At 33.1% G+C, this 21,669-nt stretch carries 12 protein-coding genes and 2 pseudogenes; 10 read left to right on the top strand and 4 right to left on the bottom strand.

Annotated elements, in window-relative coordinates; all coding sequences use genetic code 11:
• Positions 1-31 precede the first annotated feature (31 nt).
• Positions 32-778 (bottom strand): electron transfer flavoprotein subunit beta/FixA family protein, encoded by a 747-nt coding sequence (locus tag P5P87_RS13985; protein WP_278019676.1) that lies wholly within the window; start codon positions 776-778, stop codon positions 32-34.
• Positions 779-1,281: 503 nt separating this feature from the next.
• Between P5P87_RS13985 and P5P87_RS13980 the strand changes: the two genes are divergently transcribed.
• From P5P87_RS13980 to P5P87_RS13960, 5 genes and pseudogenes are all read left to right on the top strand, one after another.
• Positions 1,282-2,259 (top strand): pyruvate dehydrogenase complex E1 component subunit beta, encoded by a 978-nt coding sequence (locus tag P5P87_RS13980; protein ID WP_278019675.1) that lies wholly within the window; start codon positions 1,282-1,284, stop codon positions 2,257-2,259.
• A gap of 68 nt (positions 2,260-2,327) precedes the next feature.
• Positions 2,328-4,828, top strand: a pseudogene (locus P5P87_RS13975) (DUF5686 and carboxypeptidase-like regulatory domain-containing protein).
• Between the two features lie 224 nt (positions 4,829-5,052).
• The gene (locus tag P5P87_RS13970) at positions 5,053-5,652 is read left to right on the top strand and encodes a DNA-3-methyladenine glycosylase family protein (RefSeq protein ID WP_278019674.1); all 600 of its coding nucleotides are present in this window, start codon (positions 5,053-5,055) and stop codon (positions 5,650-5,652) included.
• A 111-nt stretch (positions 5,653-5,763) separates the two neighbouring features.
• Positions 5,764-6,294 carry an inorganic diphosphatase gene (locus tag P5P87_RS13965; protein WP_111379450.1) on the top strand — a complete coding sequence of 177 codons (531 nt, stop codon included), beginning with the start codon at positions 5,764-5,766 and terminating at the stop codon, positions 6,292-6,294.
• Positions 6,295-6,407: 113 nt separating this feature from the next.
• Positions 6,408-8,927, top strand: coding sequence for a sodium-translocating pyrophosphatase (locus P5P87_RS13960; protein WP_278019673.1), 2,520 nt, complete (start codon positions 6,408-6,410; stop codon positions 8,925-8,927).
• A gap of 102 nt (positions 8,928-9,029) precedes the next feature.
• Here P5P87_RS13960 and P5P87_RS13955 read toward each other — a convergent pair.
• Positions 9,030-9,643: pseudogene (locus tag P5P87_RS13955) on the bottom strand (deoxynucleoside kinase).
• Positions 9,643-10,446 (bottom strand): hypothetical protein, encoded by an 804-nt coding sequence (locus P5P87_RS13950; RefSeq protein ID WP_278019672.1) that lies wholly within the window; start codon positions 10,444-10,446, stop codon positions 9,643-9,645. Before P5P87_RS13950 ends, P5P87_RS13955 begins: the two are co-directional and overlap by 1 nt.
• 226 nt (positions 10,447-10,672) lie before the next feature.
• Here P5P87_RS13950 and P5P87_RS13945 point away from each other — a divergent pair, with 226 nt between their 5' ends.
• From P5P87_RS13945 to P5P87_RS13930, 4 genes are all read left to right on the top strand, one after another.
• Positions 10,673-11,563, top strand: a complete 891-nt coding sequence (locus tag P5P87_RS13945) for a GLPGLI family protein (protein ID WP_278019671.1) — start codon at positions 10,673-10,675, stop codon at positions 11,561-11,563.
• Positions 11,564-11,602: 39 nt separating this feature from the next.
• Entirely contained in the window at positions 11,603-14,290 is a 2,688-nt protein-coding gene (locus P5P87_RS13940; protein WP_278019670.1) for a carboxypeptidase-like regulatory domain-containing protein, read from the top strand.
• A 93-nt stretch (positions 14,291-14,383) separates the two neighbouring features.
• Entirely contained in the window at positions 14,384-15,709 is a 1,326-nt protein-coding gene (locus P5P87_RS13935; protein WP_278019669.1) for a hypothetical protein, read from the top strand.
• A complete protein-coding gene (locus P5P87_RS13930) occupies positions 15,693-16,661 on the top strand; it encodes a hypothetical protein (protein ID WP_278019668.1) in 969 nt (322 codons plus the stop codon). The genes P5P87_RS13935 and P5P87_RS13930 overlap by 17 nt, the downstream gene beginning before the upstream one ends.
• A 128-nt stretch (positions 16,662-16,789) precedes the next feature.
• Here P5P87_RS13930 and metK read toward each other — a convergent pair whose 3' ends face one another.
• Positions 16,790-18,040, bottom strand: coding sequence for a methionine adenosyltransferase (gene metK, locus P5P87_RS13925; RefSeq protein ID WP_111367782.1), 1,251 nt, complete (start codon positions 18,038-18,040; stop codon positions 16,790-16,792).
• Positions 18,041-18,586: 546 nt separating this feature from the next.
• Here metK and P5P87_RS13920 point away from each other — a divergent pair.
• Positions 18,587-21,433, top strand: coding sequence for a TonB-dependent receptor plug domain-containing protein (locus P5P87_RS13920; RefSeq protein ID WP_278019667.1), 2,847 nt, complete (start codon positions 18,587-18,589; stop codon positions 21,431-21,433).
• Positions 21,434-21,669: the final 236 nt, after the last annotated feature.

Raw genomic sequence — 21,669 nt, 5'->3', positions numbered from 1 at the left:
TAAATTGAGACTGAAAACTGATTACTGAATACTAGATTACCTTCGCTTCGTTGTGTAATAAATTGATTAACTCATCTAAATTATCTGCAGAAACTAATTTCACTGCTGATTTTGGAGCTGGTTTTTCAAATTTCACCGCTTTTGTGTTTACAGTCGCATCAACTGGCTCAAGGATAGTTAAAGCTTTTGTTCTTGCAGTCATAATTCCTCTCATGTTCGGGATACGTAAATCTTTTTCCTCAACAAGACCTTTTTGACCTCCAATAATTAATGGAAGAGTAGTGCTTACAGTTTCTTTTCCACCGTCAATTTCACGAACTGCTTTTACATTGTTTCCGTCAATTGTTAAAGCTGTACAAGAGTTTAAGAAGTTAGAACCTAAAATTCCTGCGATCATTCCAGGAACCATTCCTCCGTTATAATCCAAAGATTCTTTTCCCGCTATTACAAGATCATAACCTCCGTTTTTAATAACTTCTGCTAATTGCTTAGCAACAAAAAATCCGTCAGTTGGATTTGCATTCACACGAATTGCTTCGTTTGCACCAATTGCTAATGCTTTACGCAAAGTTGGTTCAGTATCAGGACCTCCAACGTTTACAACCGTTACATTTGCACCTTGTTGTTCTTGAAACCAGATAGCGCGTGTAAGACCAAATTCGTCGTTAGGGTTAATTACATATTGTACTCCATTAGTGTCAAATTCTGAGTCACCGTTGGTAAAGTTAATTTTTGAAGTAGTATCAGGCACATGGCTGATGCAAACTAGTATTTTCATAAGTATATATTTTGAATTTATAATATGCTTTTACAAATTTAGAATTTAATTTGGAATAATTATACTATGCATGCATAATATTTTTCAAAACTATTACGATTTCGCAGATTGTTCAGTTTTGAATGATTTTCATCGGAATCTAAAAATAAAATAATACTCATTTTGTCTGATTGTTAGGAATTTTGCAATAACTGACAGTTGAGGAGTAGATTAATTTTTGTCTGAGAAATACTATTTTTTGGTTTTTTACGTTATGATGAATGAATTTGAAGAAAAATAAGAATTAAACAAATGAATAAAAGTTTGTCTAAAAAATATTCTGGAATAGATTAAGTGTGAATTGTACGTTATTATATCGATTTCGTTAATATCACAATAAAGTTTAAAAAGTTAAAACCAGAGAACAGATAGAAGTTCATGCGATTTTAAATTCAATTTTTGCATTTAAGTTATTTAAAATATTTATTTTTGCTTTTCAGAAAATTCAACATACAATATAAAATATGAGAACAATACAATTTAGAGAGGCCATTTGTGAAGCAATGAGCGAAGAAATGCGTCGCGATGAATCCATATATTTAATGGGAGAAGAGGTTGCAGAATACAATGGAGCTTACAAAGCTTCTAAAGGAATGCTTGCTGAGTTTGGTGAAAAAAGAGTAATCGATACTCCAATTGCTGAGCTTGGATTTTCAGGAATTGCAGTAGGTTCTGCAATGAACGGAAACCGCCCTATTGTAGAATATATGACATTCAACTTCTGTTTAGTTGGTATTGATCAAATTATAAATAACGTCGCTAAAATGCGTCAAATGACAGGAGGACAGTTTAATGTGCCTATCGTTTTCCGTGGACCAACAGCTTCTGCTGGTCAATTAGGAGCTACTCACTCACAAGCTTTAGAAAACTGGTTTGCTAATACTCCAGGTTTAAAAGTTGTTGTTCCTTCAACTCCTTATGATGCAAAAGGACTTTTAAAATCAGCTATCCGTGATAACGATCCAGTTATTTTCATGGAATCTGAGCAAATGTACGGAGACAAAGGTGAAGTGCCAGATGGAGAATATACAATCCCGTTAGGTGTTGCTGATGTTAAACGTGAAGGAACAGATGTAACTATCGTTTCATTCGGAAAAATCATCAAAGAAGCTTTTATTGTCGCTGATGAATTAGCAAAAGAAGGTATTTCTTGTGAGATTATCGATTTAAGAACAGTTCGTCCAATGGATAAAGATGCGATCTTAAAATCGGTTAAAAAAACAAACCGTTTAGTAATTCTTGAAGAAGCTTGGCCAGTTGCCAGCCTTTCTTCTGAAATCTCTTATATCGTTCAAGAACAAGCATTCGACTTCCTTGATGCGCCAATTCAACGTATTACAACAGCAGATACTCCTGCACCGTATTCTCCAGTATTGCTTAAAGACTGGTTGCCAAATGCTGGTGATGTAGTAAAAGCAGTTAAAAAAGTATTATACAAATAATACAAATACAAAATACTCATAAAACTTCATCAGACAACATGGATTGGTGAAGTTTTTTTTACTTTATAATGAACAAATTAACTCTACTTCTCTTATATATTGTATTTGCATTTGCGAATGTTGTTACTGCACAAACCAAAGTGAGTGGAGTTGTTTTGGACAAATCGAATCAGCCAATACCTTTTGCAAATGTAGTTTTTAAAGGTTCTAATATTGGGATTGTTTCCAATGAAGACGGTCGTTTTTATTTAGAATCGCCAAATACTTATACCGCACTTTTGGTTACTTCAGCAGGATTTTCAGATAAAGAAGTTCCTTTAGACAAAGCAGTTAATTATAATTTTAAAATTGTTTTGTTCGAAGAGCAAGTGCTTAACGAAGTTGTAATTTATACTGGAAAAACTTCTAAAAAGAATAATCCAGCATTGGATATTTTGAGAAAAATTTGGGAAAGAAAACGTAAAAACGGATTATACCTATTTAATCAGTATCAAATGCAGAAGTATGAAAAAGTGGAGTTTGACATGAACACAATTGATAGTGCTTTCATGAAGAATAAGCTTTTTAAGGGAATGGAGTTTATCTTTAATCACGTTGATACTTCAGACGTTACGGGAAAAACCTATTTGCCAATTTTTATCAACGAATCGGTTTATGATGTTTACGGAGATAATAAATTAAAAAAGGTAAAAGAAAATCTTACTGGAAATAAAATGTCTGGTTTCAATGGAAATCAGCAGATTTTATCTTTCGTTAAAGATCTTTATTCTGACTATAATATTTATGACAATCACCTGAAATTCTTTGATAAGAGTTTTACAAGTCCGCTTTCAAGAACAGGAATCGATGTTTACAATTATGTTTTAAAAGACAGTGCTTATATCGATAAAAAATGGTGTTATAATATTGTTTTTTATCCTAGACGTAAAAACGAATTAACTTTTAAGGGAGATTTTTGGGTTAACGATACCACTTTTGCGATCAAGAAAATTAATATGGGTGTGACGAAAAGCGCCAATATTAACTGGGTAAAAGATATTTATATTGAACAGGAATTTGAAGTAGAAAACGACTCAGTTTTCCTTTTGACACGTGATTACATGATGTCTGATTTTGCTTTAAATAAAAAAGAAAAATCAAAAGGAGTTTATGGTAAAAGAACAACTTTATACCGCAATCATAAATTCAACATTCAGAAACCGGAGAAGTTTTATAAAGAAGAAGTCAATTTTATTGATAATGCTGTTTACGAACGACCGCCTGAGTTTTGGGAAGAAAATCGTTTTGAAAAATTAAATAAAGATGAGCAGGGTATTTATAAAATGCTTGATACACTGCAGACAGTCAAGCGATTTAAGCGACTATATAATCTGGTCTCTATTTTAGGAAGTGGTTACATCGAATTTAAAAACTTCGATTACGGGCCTATATTTTCAACTTTTGGATATAACGAAGTCGAAGGTTTGAGATTGAGAGTAGGAGGAAGAACCTATTTTGGACCAAATGATCCATGGCGTCTTCAAGCTTATACCGCTTACGGATTTGATGATAATAAATTCAAATATGGTGTTTCCGGAAAATGGATGGTTGACAAGAAAAACCGAGTTATCATTTCTGGAGGAAATAGACGAGATATTGAACAGATTGGTGCAAGTTTAACCACTACAAATGACGTTTTAGGACGAAGTTTTGCATCTTCGGCCTTATTTACTACTGGAAGTAATGGGAAATTGACCAATATTAATTTGAGTAACATTTCTGTAGAAATGGAGCCTAAAAAGAATTTTATTGTCTCGGCAGGGCTCTCATATCGAACACTAGAATCGGCATCGAAGACCTTTAGTTTGGATTATTATACAACTTTACCAACCGCAGCAAATCCAGCAGGTGTTGTCGAAAGTATGGTAAAGCAATCTGAAGCCAATATTCAGTTTGAGTTTATGCCAAACAGAAAAACGATTGGTTATGGTGTAGAAAGGAGTTTAGTTGATAGTCCTTTTAGCCATTTCTTCGTGAATTTCAGTTACGGATTAAAAGGAGTTTTTGATAGTGATTTTGCGTACGAAAAAATTCAAGTTTTCTATAGACAGCCAATTATTATCGGGCCTTTAGGAAGAACAAATATTACAATCGAAACAGGAAAAACTTTTGGTACAATTCCGTTAGGTTTGATGAGCGTAATTCGGGTAACCAGACTTATTTTACAATCGAAAATACATTCAGTAACTTGAATTTCTATGAATTCGTTACAGATCAATATACAACCTTGCAGTGGAATCATGATTTTGGCGGAAGATTGTTTGCCAGAATTCCATTCATGAGAAAACTGAACTGGAGAGAGTTTATCGGAATTAGAGCCGTTCACGGAACTATTTCTGATGCCAATCGCGCCATCAATGCTTCAGGATTACCTTATAACGCTCCTGAAAAAGTATACTGGGAATATAATGCAGGAATTGGAAATATTTTTAAAGTTTTCCGTCTTGATTTCTCTTGGAGAGGAAATTATTTAGATATGCCAGACGCACACAAATTTGCAATTAAAGGATCTTTCGGGTTTTATTTTTAATTATATTTTAGAGGCAAAGGTTCAAAGTTACAGAGTCGCAAAGGTTTAAAAATCTTTGCGATTTTTTTTGTTTAAATGTTTTACCTCACGCAGATTTTGCAGATAAGGCAGATTTGATATTCTTTAAAACGTTTAATTTATCTGCTAAATCTGCTAGATCTGCGAGAACTAAAAATTAGTTTATAGTGTTTTTTGTTTAATTTTGATAAAGACTTTAATGACTTATGCAAGAAGCCATCGATTTTTTAACCAATAAAAATCCTGTATTTTTAGAAATTATTGAGAAATACGGATTGCCTCCAATTCCAAGACGTCCGCCTGGATTTGAAACTTTGGTTTTATTAATACTTGAACAGCAAGTTTCTATAGATTCGGCGAAAGCCACATTTTTAAAAATCAAAGCTTACAAAACTTGCAATCCCGAAAATATGGCTGTTTTGACTGATGAGGAATTTAGAAATTTGGGAGTAAGTCGCCAGAAAACAAAATATATAAAGATTTTAGCGGAAGCGGTTTTAAACAAAGAATTAGATATTGAAAGTTTAGCTTCAAAATCGGCAAAACAAGTTCGTGAAGAACTCATTAAACTAAAGGGAATCGGTAATTGGACAATTGATATTTATCTGATGTTTTGTTTGGAAGAACCCGATTTAATTCCGCTTGGCGATATAGCAGTAATAAATACGATCAAAGAATTGCTGGATATTCATGACAAACAGGAAATGGAAATTCATGCAGAACAGTGGAGTCCGTATCGATCTTATGCAACCTATTTGCTTTGGCATTATTATTTAAAGAAGAGAAATCGAAGTATTACCTATTAAATGCTTGTTTTTTAAACTTTAATGCGCATAATTTAACCTTGTTTTTTATTGTAAAACTAGATTCTTTAGTTATTTTTGCAACCGAAATTATAGAAACAATAAAAAACGAAAATGACCGCAGACAAATTAACGACTTTCGATGTGTTAATCGAAATACCACGAGGAAGCAGAAATAAATATGAGTACGATTTTGAAATTAAAAGAATGCGTTTTGACAGAATGTTATTCTCTTCAATGATGTACCCAGCTGATTACGGATTTATTCCAGAAACTTTAGCTTTAGATGGTGATCCTCTTGACGTATTAGTTTTGGTAAACGAGCCAACTTTCCCTGGATGTGTTATGGAAGTGAAACCAATTGGTGTATTCCACATGGCAGATGATAAAGGACCAGACGAGAAAATTATTTGTGTACCAGTTTCAGATCCAATCTGGAATTCATTAAACGATCTTTCTGATATTAACGCTCACTTATTAAAAGAAATCGAGCACTTTTTCCAAGTTTACAAAGACCTTGAAAACAAAAAAGTAGATGTAGAAGGATGGGGAGACGTAAAAGAAGCTTACGACATTATCGCTGAGTGTACAAAACGTTTTGATGACATTGAAAATAAACCGGCTGGATTATTTAGCATTAAATAATTTTAACCGCATTCTAATATAAAAAAAGCAATACTGCCGTCAGGAGTATTGCTTTTTTGTTTAAATTCGTTTCAGTTAGATTGTTGACTATTAACCAAAACCATTAATATATTATGAATGCATTTATGATTTACCTGCCAATTATAATGGCAGTTTTAGGATTACTTTTCATGGGAATAAAAAGGACTTGGGTTTTAAAACAAGACGCTGGAGACGGTAAGATGAAAGAGATTTCAGATTACATTTACGAAGGAGCCTTAGCCTTTCTAAAAGCCGAATATAAACTATTAACCATCTTTGTAATTATTGCCAGTTTAGCTTTGGCAGGAATTACTTTTATTCCAGGAGTAAAAACACATTTATTAATCGTAATTGCCTTTATTTTTGGTGCATTCTTTTCTGCTTTAGCAGGAAATATGGGAATGAAAATCGCAACAAAAACAAACGTTAGAACTACTCAGGCAGCTCGTACAAGTTTACCCCAAGCTCTTAAAGTTTCTTTTGGTGGCGGAACAGTAATGGGATTAGGTGTTGCTGGATTAGCCGTTTTAGGATTAACATCATTTTTTATAATTTTCTTTCATTTATTCTCTGGTGGAGTTTGGAAAGATACAGATACAATGACAGTTGTTTTAGAGACATTAGCGGGATTTTCGCTTGGTGCAGAATCAATCGCTTTGTTTGCTAGAGTGGGTGGTGGAATCTACACAAAAGCAGCCGATGTTGGAGCAGATTTAGTTGGTAAAGTTGAAGCTGGAATTCCAGAAGATGATCCACGTAATCCTGCTACAATTGCAGATAACGTAGGAGACAACGTGGGAGACGTTGCAGGTATGGGAGCCGATTTATTTGGTTCTTATGTAGCAACTGTTTTGGTCGCAATGGTTCTTGGAAACTATGTGATAAAAGATATGGGTGGAAGTATCAATGATGCTTTTGGCGGAATTGGACCAATTTTGCTTCCAATGGCAATTGCTGGTTTCGGAATTTTGTTTTCAATTATCGGAACAACTTTAGTAAAAATCTCAGATGACAATGCTAAAGAAGCACAAGTACAGAAAGCATTAAATATAGGGAACTGGGTTTCTATTGTTTTAACCGCTGTGGCTTGTTTCTTCTTAGTACAGCACATGCTTCCTGAAACAATGCAAATGACTTTCTTTGGAGAAGGTTCTAAAGCGATTTCATCAATGCGTGTTTTCTACGCTACATTAGTCGGATTAGTTGTAGGTGGCGCTATTTCATCAGTAACAGAATATTATACAGGATTAGGAACAAAACCAGTTATGGCAATTGTTCAAAAATCATCTACAGGAGCGGGAACAAACGTAATTGCAGGTTTGGCAACCGGAATGATTTCTACTTTCCCAACCGTATTATTGTTTGCGGTGGCAATTTGGATTTCGTATGCTTTAGCAGGATTCTATGGAGTAGCTTTAGCAGCTTCTGCAATGATGGCTACAACAGCAATGCAATTGGCAATCGATGCTTTCGGACCAATTTCTGATAATGCTGGAGGTATTGCCGAAATGAGCGAATTGCCAAAAGAAGTTCGTACTAGAACCGATATTTTAGATTCAGTTGGAAATACAACTGCAGCAACAGGAAAAGGATTTGCAATTGCTTCTGCAGCCTTAACTTCATTGGCATTATTTGTCGCTTATGTAACCTTTACAGGAATCGACGGAATTAATATTTTTAAAGCGCCAGTTTTAGCGATGTTATTTGTTGGTGGAATGATTCCAGTAGTTTTCTCTGCTTTGGCAATGAATTCTGTTGGAAAAGTCGCAATGGATATGGTGTACGAAGTTCGCCGTCAGTTCAAAGAAATTCCTGGAATTATGGAAGGAACAGGAAAGCCAGAATACGGAAAATGTGTTGAGATTTCTACAAAAGCGGCTTTACGTGAAATGATGCTTCCAGGGATTTTAACGATTGGTTTCCCAATTTTAATTGTTCTTTTAGGAAAATTAGTTTACTCAGACAACAATCAGTTAATTGCTGAAATGTTAGGAGGATATATGGCAGGAGTTACTGTTTCTGGCGTACTTTGGGCAGTTTTTCAAAACAATGCTGGAGGTGCTTGGGATAATGCTAAAAAATCTTTTGAGGCAGGAGTTATGATTAACGGAGAAATGACTTATAAAGGTTCTGATGCGCATAAAGCAGCGGTAACAGGAGATACAGTTGGAGATCCGTTTAAAGATACTTCTGGACCATCAATGAATATTTTAATCAAATTAACTTGTTTGATTGGATTGGTAATTGCTCCAATTTTAGGAGAAGGCCACGAATCATCAGATATCGCAGGAAAAGCTTCTTGCTGTGCTAAAACAGAAATGCATGCAGGGATGTCTAAATGTGGCGATATGTCTGGAATGACAAAAGAAGAATGTATCAAGATGTGTAAAGAAAAAGGTTGTTCTGAAGAAGAAACAGCAAAGTGTCTGGCTCATTTTGATGCAAACGGAAAATATGCGCATACAGAAAGCCAATCGGTTCGTGTTGAAGTTAAAAATATTAACGGAAAAACTACGGGAACGGTTACTAAAACAGTAGATGGAAAAACAACAACCGAAGTTTTTGAAGGAACTGAAGAAGAAGTTTTAGCAAAAGTTGAAGTCGCAAAATAACAACTTTGTCAAAGTTTAAAACTTTGACAAAGTTTCTTAAAACAGAAAAAGCCTCTAAAAATATTTTAGAGGCTTTTTCGTATTCGTATATAAACTATATTTTTAGAACAATCCGTTCAATTCAGCATCAATTTTATTAATGATATCTCCTAAATCCTCAGGGTTGTCAACAAAATTAATGTTGTCAACGTCAATGATTAGTAATTTTCCTTTACTATAAGTCTGAATCCAAGCCTCGTATCTTTCGTTCAAACGGCTTAAATAATCGATAGAAATAGAGTTTTCATATTCGCGTCCGCGTTTGTGAATTTGTCCCACTAAATTAGGAATAGAACTTCTTAAATAAATCAATAAATCTGGAGCTTTAACCAAAGATTCCATTAATTCGAATAAAGACGTATAATTTTCAAAATCACGGCTTGTCATTAATCCCATTGCATATAAATTGGGTGCGAAAATATGAGCATCTTCATAGATCGTTCTATCCTGAATGATTTTTTTCCGCTTTCGCGAATTTGTTGCACTTGACGAAAACGGCTATTAAGGAAATAAATCTGAAGATTAAATGACCAACGCTCCATTTGATGGTAGAAATCATCTAGGTACGGATTATCAACTACATCTTCATAATGAGGTTCCCATTTGAAGTGTTTCGCCAATAATTTGGTCAAAGTAGTTTTTCCTGCGCCTATGTTTCCTGCTATTGCTATGTGCATTACGGTGTTACGATTTTATAATTGGAAATATCTGTAGCTGTAAAAATAGATAAAATTTGGTCTTTGTAATAAAAATTGTCAAAGGTTTTTTCTGAAATTTTAATCTCAGAAATTACTTCTGGATTTGATTTGTTGAAACCTTTAAAATACAATAAATTACCCTTACTGAAAAGATATTGTGAAGAATTAACAATGGCAATTTTATCGAAATCGGTTATTTTTCCTAACGAAGTGATTTTTCCGAAAATGTCACAAGAGAACCAGTTGTTTTTCTTATCAATCCAATAAAAAGCATTAAAATCGGTTTGATAATATTGAATTGGTTCAGTCAACGGAATTGAAACCGTTTTGTATTCATTTTTCAAATAATCAAATAGACCAATCTGCTGATTTAAAGTGTTGTAAATCCATAGTTGATTTTGTGTTGACATTCCGATTGCGCTTACTACAATTGGGGTTGTATTCTGCGAAAAGTTAATTTCAGTCATTTTATTTAATTGATTATCTAATAAGACAACGCTATTAAAATCTTCATAAAACAAAACAATTTTTAACGGATTTTGTAGATCAACTTTTGTTATTTTTCCTAAAGATATATTCTTGTATTCGAAAATTTCTTTTCCTTTAATTTTACTAAAAACGTTGTTTGTTATCTGATACGAATACCCAAATGAATCATATCCTAAAAATTCATCTGAAGTATTTTTGTACTGCGAAATTAAGGTCGGATTTATTTTCAAATCCTGAGCCGAAAGCGCCTGAAAAGTGCAGAAAAGAAGTATGGAGAATAAAATTTTTTGCACGGTTTTACAGATTAGAAAATTGATTTACAAGATTACCAAATTACAAAAAACTCGCATTAAAACATCAATTTTAAGGTTTAAACCTTTTTTTATACTAATTGTCTAAAAAATAGACGGTTCTATCTATGCCATTATGCGATTAATATATTTAGTTTTTTGAATTTTAAAATTAATAATACATTTGAATGTAAGTTTTATTGAATTTGCTCACTTAAAGAAAAACGAAATGAAAAAGATATTTTTTTATATGACTTTGATGCTTGTTTCAACACAAATTCAAGCGCAAAAAGATTTTCAAGGAATGGCTGTTTACGAATCGAAAACGCAAGCGCCAAAATTTGAAGGAATGCGCGGAAATAGAGACATCACGCCAGAGATGCAGAAAAACATGGAGGAGCGCATGAAAAAAATGCTAGAAAAAACATTCATCTTAAACTTCGATAAAGCGACATCAATTTATAAAGAAGAAGAAAAACTAGAAGCGCCTGGCCAACAGCAAGGGGGTTTTAGAATGATGTTTGGCTCTCTTACGGGAGGCGGAGGAACTTTTTATAAAGACGTAAAAACAAAAACGTATACTGTAGATAAAGAATTTATGGGCAAAGAATTTCTTGTTGTCGATTCATTGCCAAAATTAAACTGGAAATTAGAACAAGAAACCAAACAAATTGGAGGATATAATTGTTATAAAGCGACGGCTGTAAAACAAGCAAGCAAAACCGATTTTAGAAACTTTAGACCTAAGAATAACGATGATAAAAAGGATGAAGCTAAAAAGACGTCAGGAGATACTAAAACCAACTTTGCAGACAACTTTGAAATGCCAAAAGAAATTGTGGTAACGGCTTGGTATACACCAGAAATCCCGATTAATCAAGGGCCAGAAAATTACTGGGGGCTTCCTGGTTTAATTTTAGAAATTAATGATGGAACAACTACAATTTTATGCTCGAAAATTGTTTTGAATGCTAAAGAGAAAGTGGATATTAAACCTTCTAAAAAAGGAAAAGTAATTTCTCAAAAAGAATATGACGAAACAGTGATTAAAAAAATGGAAGAATTTAGAGAGATGAACCGCGGTCGTGCTGGCGGACCTCCTCCTCCTCCGGGAAGATAACTCGCAGCCTTTATTATTTATTCTAAGCATCCTTTTTTAATGAACAAGCTATATTTTTTCGTCGCCTTTTTAATTACTTCTTTTTCTTTTGCACAAAGTGTTCGTTTTGATGGTCTTATTCAAGATGAACAGAAAAATCCGTTAGAAATGGCTAATATCATGGCTGTTAATAACGGAACCAAAGCGATGGATTCGTATGGAATTACGAACGACAAAGGAAAGTTTCAGCTCACTTTAAAGCCAAATACTGCTTATACTATTAAAGTGAGTTATTTGGGAATGAAATCTAAGGAAATGGCTGTATCTACAAAAGCTGAAAACATGACTCAAAATATTGTTTTGGATGGAGATGGAATAGAGTTGGAAGGAGTAGAAATTGTCCGAGAAATGCCCGTTTCTATAAAAGGAGATACGATTGTTTATAATGCTGATTCTTTTAAATCTGGAACAGAAAAAAAACTTGAAGATGTTCTAAAAAAACTGCCAGGAGTTGAGGTAAATGCTGACGGAGAAATAGAAGTAGAGGGGAAAAAAGTCAGTAAATTAATGGTGGAAGGAAAAGACTTTTTTGACGGAGATACTAAATTAGGCGTAAAAAATATTCCTGCTGATGCTATTGATAAAGTTCAGGTTTTAAGAAATTATAATGAAATTAGTCAATTAAAAGGACTTGAAAACGATCAGGATAATGTGGCAATGAATATTAAACTGAAAGAAGGGAAAAAGAATTTTTGGTTTGGCGACGTTACCGCAGGAATTGGTGTTGCAGAATTGGATAGCCGATATATCATTAATCCGAAATTGTTCTATTACAGTCCAAAATATAGTATAAATTTAATTACCAATTTTAACAATATTGGTGAGTTGCCTCTTACGGCTCAAGATTATTTTAAGTTTACGGGTGGGTTTAAAAACTTGATGAAAAAAGGAGGGAGCAGTTTTAATGTTTCTTCAAATGATTTGGGAATTTCATTGCTTCGAAATAATCGTGCAAAAGAAATTGAAACTAAATTCGGAGCTACAAACTTTGCTTATTCGATTAATAAAGCTTGGAATATAAGCGGTTTTGGAATTCTATCAACTTCAAAAACAGAATTGGAAACCAAATCGCAAACCACAATTTTAGATTCTGGAGATCAGCAGAAAAGTAACGAAAATACAAGTCAAAAAAATAATTTGGGACTTTTTAAATTAAGCTCAATCTATAAACCAAACGACAAATTTCAGTTTGATTATGATATTTTGACCAAACTTACTAAACAAGAAGAATATTCAGATTTGTTTAGAGAGCAAATTGTACAGAATGTAGCAACTTCGGAAGATATTTTTACCACCAAAAAACAAGATCCGACTTCAATTAATCAGAATTTGAATTTGTATTACACGCAAAACGCTAAAAATATTTTTGCTTTTGAAATGCAGCATTTGTATCAAGATGAGAATCCGTTTTATAATGCTAACCTGCAAACGCTTCCTTTTGCTTTGTCAGGATATGATGTTACACAATCTAGAAATGATTACAATCAGGATCGTTTTGTAAAAACGAATAAGCTCGATGCTAAACTGGATTATTATTATATGGTAACACCTAAAAGTAATTTCAATGTTACTTTAGGAAACACCTATTCTTATCAGAATTTCAATTCTCATATTTTTCAAATGTTAGATAATGGAGGCAGAAATGATTTAAATAATCCTGAAAATAATAACGATGTAGATTATAGGTTCAATGATGCGTTCGTAGGCTTCCATTATAAAATTCTAACTGGAAAATTTACATTGACGCCAGGAGTAAGCCTGCATACGTATCAAATGACAAACGGACAAGAGGGAACAGATTATTCTCAAAGTTTTAGCAAAATACTGCCAGATTTCTTTGCCTTATACCAAATCAAAAAATCTGAAACACTTACTTATAATTTCTCTTTAACGAATGATTTTACAGATATTAACCAATTGGCAGCAGGATATGTTTTGTCTGATTACAGTAGTTTATTTCATGGAAATCGTTTCTTAGAAAATGCAACTTCGCAAGTGCATACGCTTCGTTATTTTAAATATAACATGTTTAATTTTGAGAACATTTTTGCCAATGCGACTTATACAAAAAAGGTAGATGCGATTAAAACAAAAGCAGATTTTGACGGAATCAATCAATCTTCTGTTCCATATAATTCTAATTTGGCAGATGAAACTTTCTCAGGAATGGGAGCTTATGGACGTTCATTTTTAAAAAACTACAAAGCTTCTGTTAATGCAAGTTTAAACTGGTCAAAGTTTAATAACATTCAAAATGATGACTTGAGAACAACAGAAAGTTTTGTTCAGAGCTATACTGTAAAAGCTTCTACGAATTATAAAAACCTTCCCAATATCGAATTTGGATATAATCTTTTAATTAATAAATATAGTGGTTCCACTTTTTATACCGATAAGCCTTTTGCAAAATTAGATTACTATTTTTTAGATAGTTTCTCTTTTGTTTCAGAATATGAATTCTATCACTATTATAATGGAGATAAAACAGTTGATAACGAATATGATTTCTTAAGTGCCAGTTTAATTTATCAAAAGAAAAACAGCAAATGGGAATATAAAGTTTCCGCAACCAATTTATTAAATACAAAATATCTTAACGACGACAGCTTCTCACAGTTCTCTACAAGAGTTTCTCAATACACTGTACAGCCACGTTATATCATATTTTCGATGAAGTATAATTTGTAGTATTTTAATTGCAAATATTATGATTTTTTGTGATTTGTTTAAAGGAGAATCAGATATCTTTGCGCTATATTATTAACAACAAAATACGTAGTTATGCGCGATTTTATTTGGAGCTTATCACTCCTATTTGCTGGAATTTCTATCTCTTTTGCCCAGACAAATGGATTGGAAAAAGGAACTTATTTATCTACAAATAAAGGAGGGAAAATCAAGTTAAATTTATTGGATGATAATAAATATGAATTGGTTTTTTATTCGGGAGGATATGAAATTAAAGGCGATTCTTTGGTTTTCTTAAAAAGTGAAAATACCGTAAATAATAGATTTGATCTCTCTTTTTTTAAAGATAAAAAAGCAAAAAAAGTTAAGATTAAGTTTTTGAATCCGTCTTATTATTCTTTTTACATAGGAACTCAAAAAGGAACAGAAGCAGTTCAATACCAGAGACTTTCAGACATAAAAACAAAAGTAGATCCTGATTATATAAAAATAGATTTAGATTTTGAAATAGAAAAAACGGATTTCCTTTATTTGGTTTACGAAGATTATAATGGAAAAAGTGATGTTAATAAATATACATTGCCAAAAGATGTTTCAGAAGTAATAATCGATTATGATGTTGCAATTGTTAACGATTTAAATCTTGCAGGATCTTTTGATAAGAATACAAAAGAATTGAGAATTTCTGATCAAGCAGGAAAAGATCCTTTGGTATTTGTAAACGAAAAAGATGAAAAGCCAGCTAAGACTCCAGCAGTCGTTCCAATACAAACTGAAAGTATTTCAAATTGGACGTATCCAGGGAAAGATTCATTTCAAGATTCTTATGGAAATACTGTAGTAGATAGTATATATAATAGTCTGCCAGTTGATAGTACTGCGGTACCTGCTGCAGATTATTCTCTTGATCCTCCAGCTTCTTACACCAAATACGATTTTAAACTAAAAATCGAAGACAATCTAAAAAAGGCAATAGAATCTACGAAAACAGCTAGTAACAAATTTTTGGTAGTTGTGGTTGACAGCAAGAATAAATCGGCTAAGGAAGGTTTTAATGCTTTTGTAAAAGAGCAGGAAACTCAGACAGGATATAATATGTACGATTCGTATAATGCACTGTATGATACTTACAATTATTATTTGGCTGGAGCCGATGATCAAAAATGGCTAAAAAATAATAAAATTACTAATGATCCAAGCGTATTGGTTTTAAATGGAAACGGTGATGTAGTTGCTGCTGCAAAATCAGATTTAACAACACAGCAATATCAGTTTAGCTATTATGGTGATTTGTATAGAAAACTTCAAAGAGCAAGTGCTTTTCTTTCTATAGATAAAGTGTTAAAGAACAAAAAAACTTCAGATGCAGATCTAATTACAGCTTTTAATAAAGTCTGCTCTTTTGGAAGCAGTTTATGAATATGAATCAGAAGATGTTTTGATAAATGAAAAAAACGGGACTGAATTTGTAATGACAAAAACGAAATTAGATCAAAAAGAAGTAGCTCAAAGTTGGAAAAAATTGATTGAAGCGCATCAGAAAGATAAAAATGTGAATATGCAATTGGCCGAAACCATTATAAAAGAAATCAAAAATCAAGGGTTTACTAAACAATTCTTTAATGAAGAAAGAATTCTTAATGATACCGATTTTCTTGCTATTGATTATCTGTTAAAACATTCTGATGAAATTGAAAACAATAGGGTGGCATACAATAATACAGAAAATGCGATTCATAGTTTTGGTAATCCTGTTTCAGAAGTTTCTAATGCATTACAGCAAAACCTATATGCTTCGCAGGACGGACTTACAGGTAAAATGAACAAAGAAAAAATCAATTCTGTTTATAAAAAGATTATCGAATCTGGGAAAGGTAATTTTGATGCTTATAGAAATTATTTCTATTATTTGACTCAGGTTGAAGATCAAGATGGTTCTAATACAACTTATTTAAGAGAGTTTAATACCTATTTTGATGCAACATTGGCAGGAACAAGCCCAATAGAAAAATTAGACGCTATTTTTTCAGGTTTAGATTCTAGCTCGAGTTATTCTTATGATGGATGGAGTTCGTTTAAACTTTACCACTCAGATATTTGTAATAACGCAGCTTGGACAGTAGTTTTAAAACCTCAGAATGCAAACTTCTTAAAGGATGCCATTAAATGGTCAGAATATAGTTTGGTTTTAAGTAAAAACAATCCATATTATTTAGACACTTTAGCACAATTGTATTATAAAGATGGACAGGCACAAAAAGCTATCGAAACACAGGTTTTAGCAGTAAAATATATTACTAGTGATGTTGATGAAGAAACTGCAAATCAAATGAAAGAAGTTCTAACTAAGATGAGTAATGGAACATACTAAGTTTAATAAATAAATAATAGACCCGACAAGTTAAACTTTGTCGGGTTTTATTTTTTTAAGAGCTAAAACTAAAAAAGGCTTTCTAAAATTTTAGAAAGCCTTTTTTAGTATTTAAAATTTAGATTGAATTACAATCCAAATGCAGCTTTTACTTGGTCAACAAAATCAAGTTTTTCCCATGTAAACAATTCAACAGTAACTGTTTTTTCGTTTCCGCCTGGAGCAGAGAAAGTTTTAGTAACCGTTTCTGGTTTACGTCCCATGTGTCCGTAAGCAGCAGTTTCGCTATAAATTGGGTTTCTTAATTTTAATCTTTGCTCAATAAAGTAAGGACGCATATCAAAGATAGCTTCTACTTTTTTAGCGATTTCACCGTTAGTTAAGTTTACTTTAGAAGTTCCGTAAGTTTCAATGAAAATTCCCATTGGTTCAGCAACTCCAATTGCGTAAGAAACCTGAACTAAGATTTCGTCAGCAACACCAGCGGCAACTAAGTTTTTAGCAATATGACGAGTTGCATAAGCAGCACTTCTGTCTACTTTACTTGGATCTTTTCCAGAGAATGCACCACCACCGTGAGCACCTTTTCCACCGTAAGTATCAACGATAATTTTTCTTCCTGTTAAACCAGTATCTCCGTGAGGTCCTCCAATAACGAATTTTCCTGTTGGGTTAATATGGTAGTTGATTTTATCGTTAAATAAATGAGCATGCTCTGGGTTTTTAGCGATAATTCTTGGAATCAAAATCTCGATAATATCTTTTTTGATTTTAGCCAACATCGCAGCTTCTTCATCAAAATCATCATGTTGAGTTGAGATAACAATCGCATCAATACGAGTTGGTTTGTTATCGTCGCTGTATTCTAAAGTAACCTGAGATTTAGCATCCGGACGTAAATATGTGATTTCTTTGTTTTCACGTCTTAAAATAGCTAACTCTTGTAATAATTTATGAGATAAATCTAATGCCAATGGCATGTAGTTTTCAGTTTCGTTTGTAGCGTAACCAAACATCATTCCTTGGTCACCAGCACCTTGCTCTTCTGGCTTAGCTCTGTCAACACCTTGGTTAATATCTGCAGACTGCTCGTGAATAGCTGAAAGAATTCCACAAGAATTCGCTTCAAACATATATTCACTTTTAGTATATCCAATTTTACGGATTACCTCACGTGCAATTTGCTGAACATCAAGATAAGTATTCGATTTTACTTCACCTGCTAAAATAACCTGACCAGTTGTAACTAATGTTTCACAAGCTACTTTTGAGTCAGCGTCAAATGCCAAAAAGTTGTCAATTAATGCGTCCGAAATTTGATCTGCAACTTTGTCTGGATGCCCTTCACTAACAGATTCTGACGTAAATAAATAAGCCATAATAATGTAATAAAAATGTATTAATTTTAATTTAAGCGAGAAAAATGATTGCTAAAAAGAGCTAAAGGAGAGTTCCTGCTTTAGCATTTTTTACTGCTGAAATGAATCTTTCGGCATTCATAATGAAATCCTTTCATTATGAAGAGGTTGCAATCAGTTCAAATTTTTCCTCTGTTTCGGGTGCAAAGGTATGAAACCATTTTGATTTGCAAATTAAAGTTCAACTTTTTTTATTTTTTCTAGCAGAAATTTAACAATAACATACTATTTTGATAGGGTAATGGAAAATATTTTGTTTTTTGTTTGGTCGATTAAAAAATAGTTTGCAACTTTGCCCCGTTAAAATAAAAGAAACAAAATGAAATTTACAGTTTGCAATATGATGTCTTGTAAGATGCCGGAGTTATCCGCAGAGACGCTATTGTAGTTATTTTTCAATAAAATATAAATAGAACCTCTGCCGAACCGCAGAGGTTTTTTTTATGCCAAAAATAAACCTGTAAGATTTTTTTAAGCCAAAAACAATAATTAATCAGTAAAAAAGAAATGAAGAAAAATGTACTAATCGTTTTAGGTCTTGTGACTTTTTCAGGACTTTATGCTCAAGACAATAAAAAAGAGCAAGACAGTTTAAAAAACAACGAACTGTCTGAAGTTACTATTATTGGATCAAGAAGTAAAAACAGAGTTAAAACAGATGTGCCAGTTCCGGTAGATGTTTTTAATGTATCAGAAATAACAAAAGGAGCGCCGCAAACAAGCGTAACTCAAATTTTAAATTATGTTGCTCCTTCGTTTACGAGTAATCCAACTTCTACAGCAGATGCAACAGATCACGTAGATCCTGCACAATTAAGAGGATTAGGGCCGGATCAGGTTCTGATTTTAGTAAACGGAAAAAGAAGACACACAAGTGCTTTAGTAAACATAAACGGATCGCCAGGAAGAGGATCTGTTGGAACAGACCTAAATGCCATTCCGTCTTTTGCCATAGAAAGAATTGAAGTTTTAAGAGATGGAGCTGCCGCACAATACGGTTCTGATGCGATTGCGGGAGTTATTAATATTGTTCTAAAGAAAAACGCTAATTATCTAACAGGAGGAATTCAATATGGAGCAAATTTATCTTCGGGATCAAATAATTTTGAAGGAGGAGCAGACGGACAAACTGCCCAAATAGATTTAAACTACGGAACTTCATTGGGCAAACCGGGAAGTTTCTTGAATATTACTGGAACTGCGGTAACGAGACAAGCAACAAGTAGAGCAGGAATTAGAAGCAATGCTATTTTTAATGCTTACAATGCAGTAGAAAATAGAGTCGCACAAGATGGTGTAGAAATTAACTCTTTGTTTAGCAACATTAATACGACTACAAATTCAGCTCAGATTTTGTCTTCTTTAAAACAATATGCTCCACAAGTAGGTTATTTTACAACAGCTCAACAAAGTGCTATTGCATCAGCTTCAACAATTGCGCAGATGCAGACCGCTTTGAATTTTGATGTTACTAATAATGAATTAGCTTACAGAGGACAGCAGAGAAGTGATTATAATATGAGTGTTGGTCAGTCAGAATTGGCTTCAGGACAAGCATATTACAATGCAAAATATCCTTTAACAGAAACAACTTCTTTGTATTCTTTTGGTGGAATATCGTATAGAAGCGGAAAATCATATGCCTTTAATAGATTGCCAAATGGTTCTGGAACTTTCACTCAAGTGTACCAAAACGGATTTTTGCCAGAAATTGAATCAAAAATTTTAGATGCTTCTGCAGCAGTTGGTGTAACTACGCAATTATTTGGATTTGATACTGATTTAAGCACAAATTTAGGAACAAACTCTTTTAATTATGATGTAAATAATTCCATCAATGCAACTTTAGGGACAAATTCTCCTTTTAGTTTTGATGCAGGAAAAGTTTCGTTTTTACAAAGCACAACCAATTTGGATTTTAGTAAAAAACTAGATGTTCTTGCTGGACTGAATGTTGCTTTTGGAGGTGAATTCAGATATGAAAACTACGAAATTAAAGCAGGAGAAGAAGCTTCTTACGGATTGTATGATGTAAACGGAAATTTAGTTTCAGGAATTCTGCCAAGCAATTCACCATTAATTGTAACTGACTTCTTTGGAAACAAACGTGGAGCAGGAGCACAAGGATTTTCAGGATTTCAGCCTTCGGATGCTAAAGAAAAAAACAGAAAAAGTGGTGCTGCTTATGTTGATTTAGAATTGAATGCCACTGAAAAATGGCTTATAAATGGAGCTGCACGTTATGAAAACTATTCAGATTTTGGAAATACGGTTACGTTTAAACTGGCTTCTCTTTTAAAATTAAATGATAATATTAATTGGAGAATTTCTGGACAGACAGGTTTTAGAGCGCCGTCTTTACAGCAAAGATATTTTGAGTCAAGTTCTACTCAGTTTATAAACGGTTCTCCATATCAAGTGGGGTATTTTACAAACGATTCGCAAGCGGCAAAAAGCATTGGAATTGAAAGTTTAAAACCAGAAAAATCAAAAAGCATTAGTACAGGATTTACATTCAAAATTCCTGAAGCTAACATAACAATTGCAACTGATGCTTATTTTACAAGAATCAACGACAGAATTGTATTGTCTGGACAATATTCTAGACCAACAGATGCGCAAATTGGTGCTGCAACTTCGCCAGAACAGGCAGAGGCGTTGACTTTATTTCAGCAAGCATTTGATTTGAAAGGAGTAGAAAGAGCTTCATTCTGGACAAACGGAATTGATTCTGAAACAAAAGGGATTGATTTGGTAATTTCTCAGAAATACGATGTAATTCAGGATTTCACAATTAGAAATGATTTTGCTTTTAGTTTCAACGAAACCAAAAGAGTAGGCGATTTGCATATTCCAAAATCTATAGTAGATGCAGGTGGAGAGCCGTATATTTATTCATTCTTTCCAGAATCAAGCAGAGTATATTTAGAAGAAGCAATTCCGAAAGTAAAGGCCAATTTGATGACAACATTCAGCATTAAAAAACTGGATATTTATTTAAGAAACAGCTATTTCGGAAAAGTTACAGACCCAGGAGCAACAGATGTGAATTTAGACGGATTTTCTTCTGTGTACGAACATCCGGAATACAGCGCAAAATTGGTTACAGATTTATCTTTAGGATATCAGATCAACAAGCATTTTAGAGCTACAATTGGAGTTAATAATATAGGAGATGTTTATCCAGACAGAAATAATCCTGCAACTCCTGCATTTACAAACACAACGCCAACTTTGTCGCCAGCGCCAAGTACAGATTTGACAAATGCGAATCAGTTTGCGTATTCAAGAGCAGTTTCTCAATTCGGATTAAACGGAAGATTTGGTTTTGCCCGTTTAAGCTTTAAATTCTAATTAAATAAATTTCTTTCAAGTCTTTATTTGAAAGGCTTGAAAGAAATTTAAAAAAATAGTATAAAATTTCAATTTTAATTTGGTCGTTCAAAAAATACTTATTACATTTACTCTATCGAATTAGTCGAATTTAAAAAATAATCGAATTCAAATTTTAAATAAAAATGAAAACAATAGCAAAAAGAAATATGATGTGTTGTAAGATGATGCAAATGTGCATCCCAATTTGCTGTTGC

This window comes from Flavobacterium ginsengisoli, from assembly GCF_029625315.1.
GTDB lineage: Bacteria > Bacteroidota > Bacteroidia > Flavobacteriales > Flavobacteriaceae > Flavobacterium > Flavobacterium ginsengisoli.
This window is presented reverse-complemented; position numbering and strand designations above follow the sequence as displayed.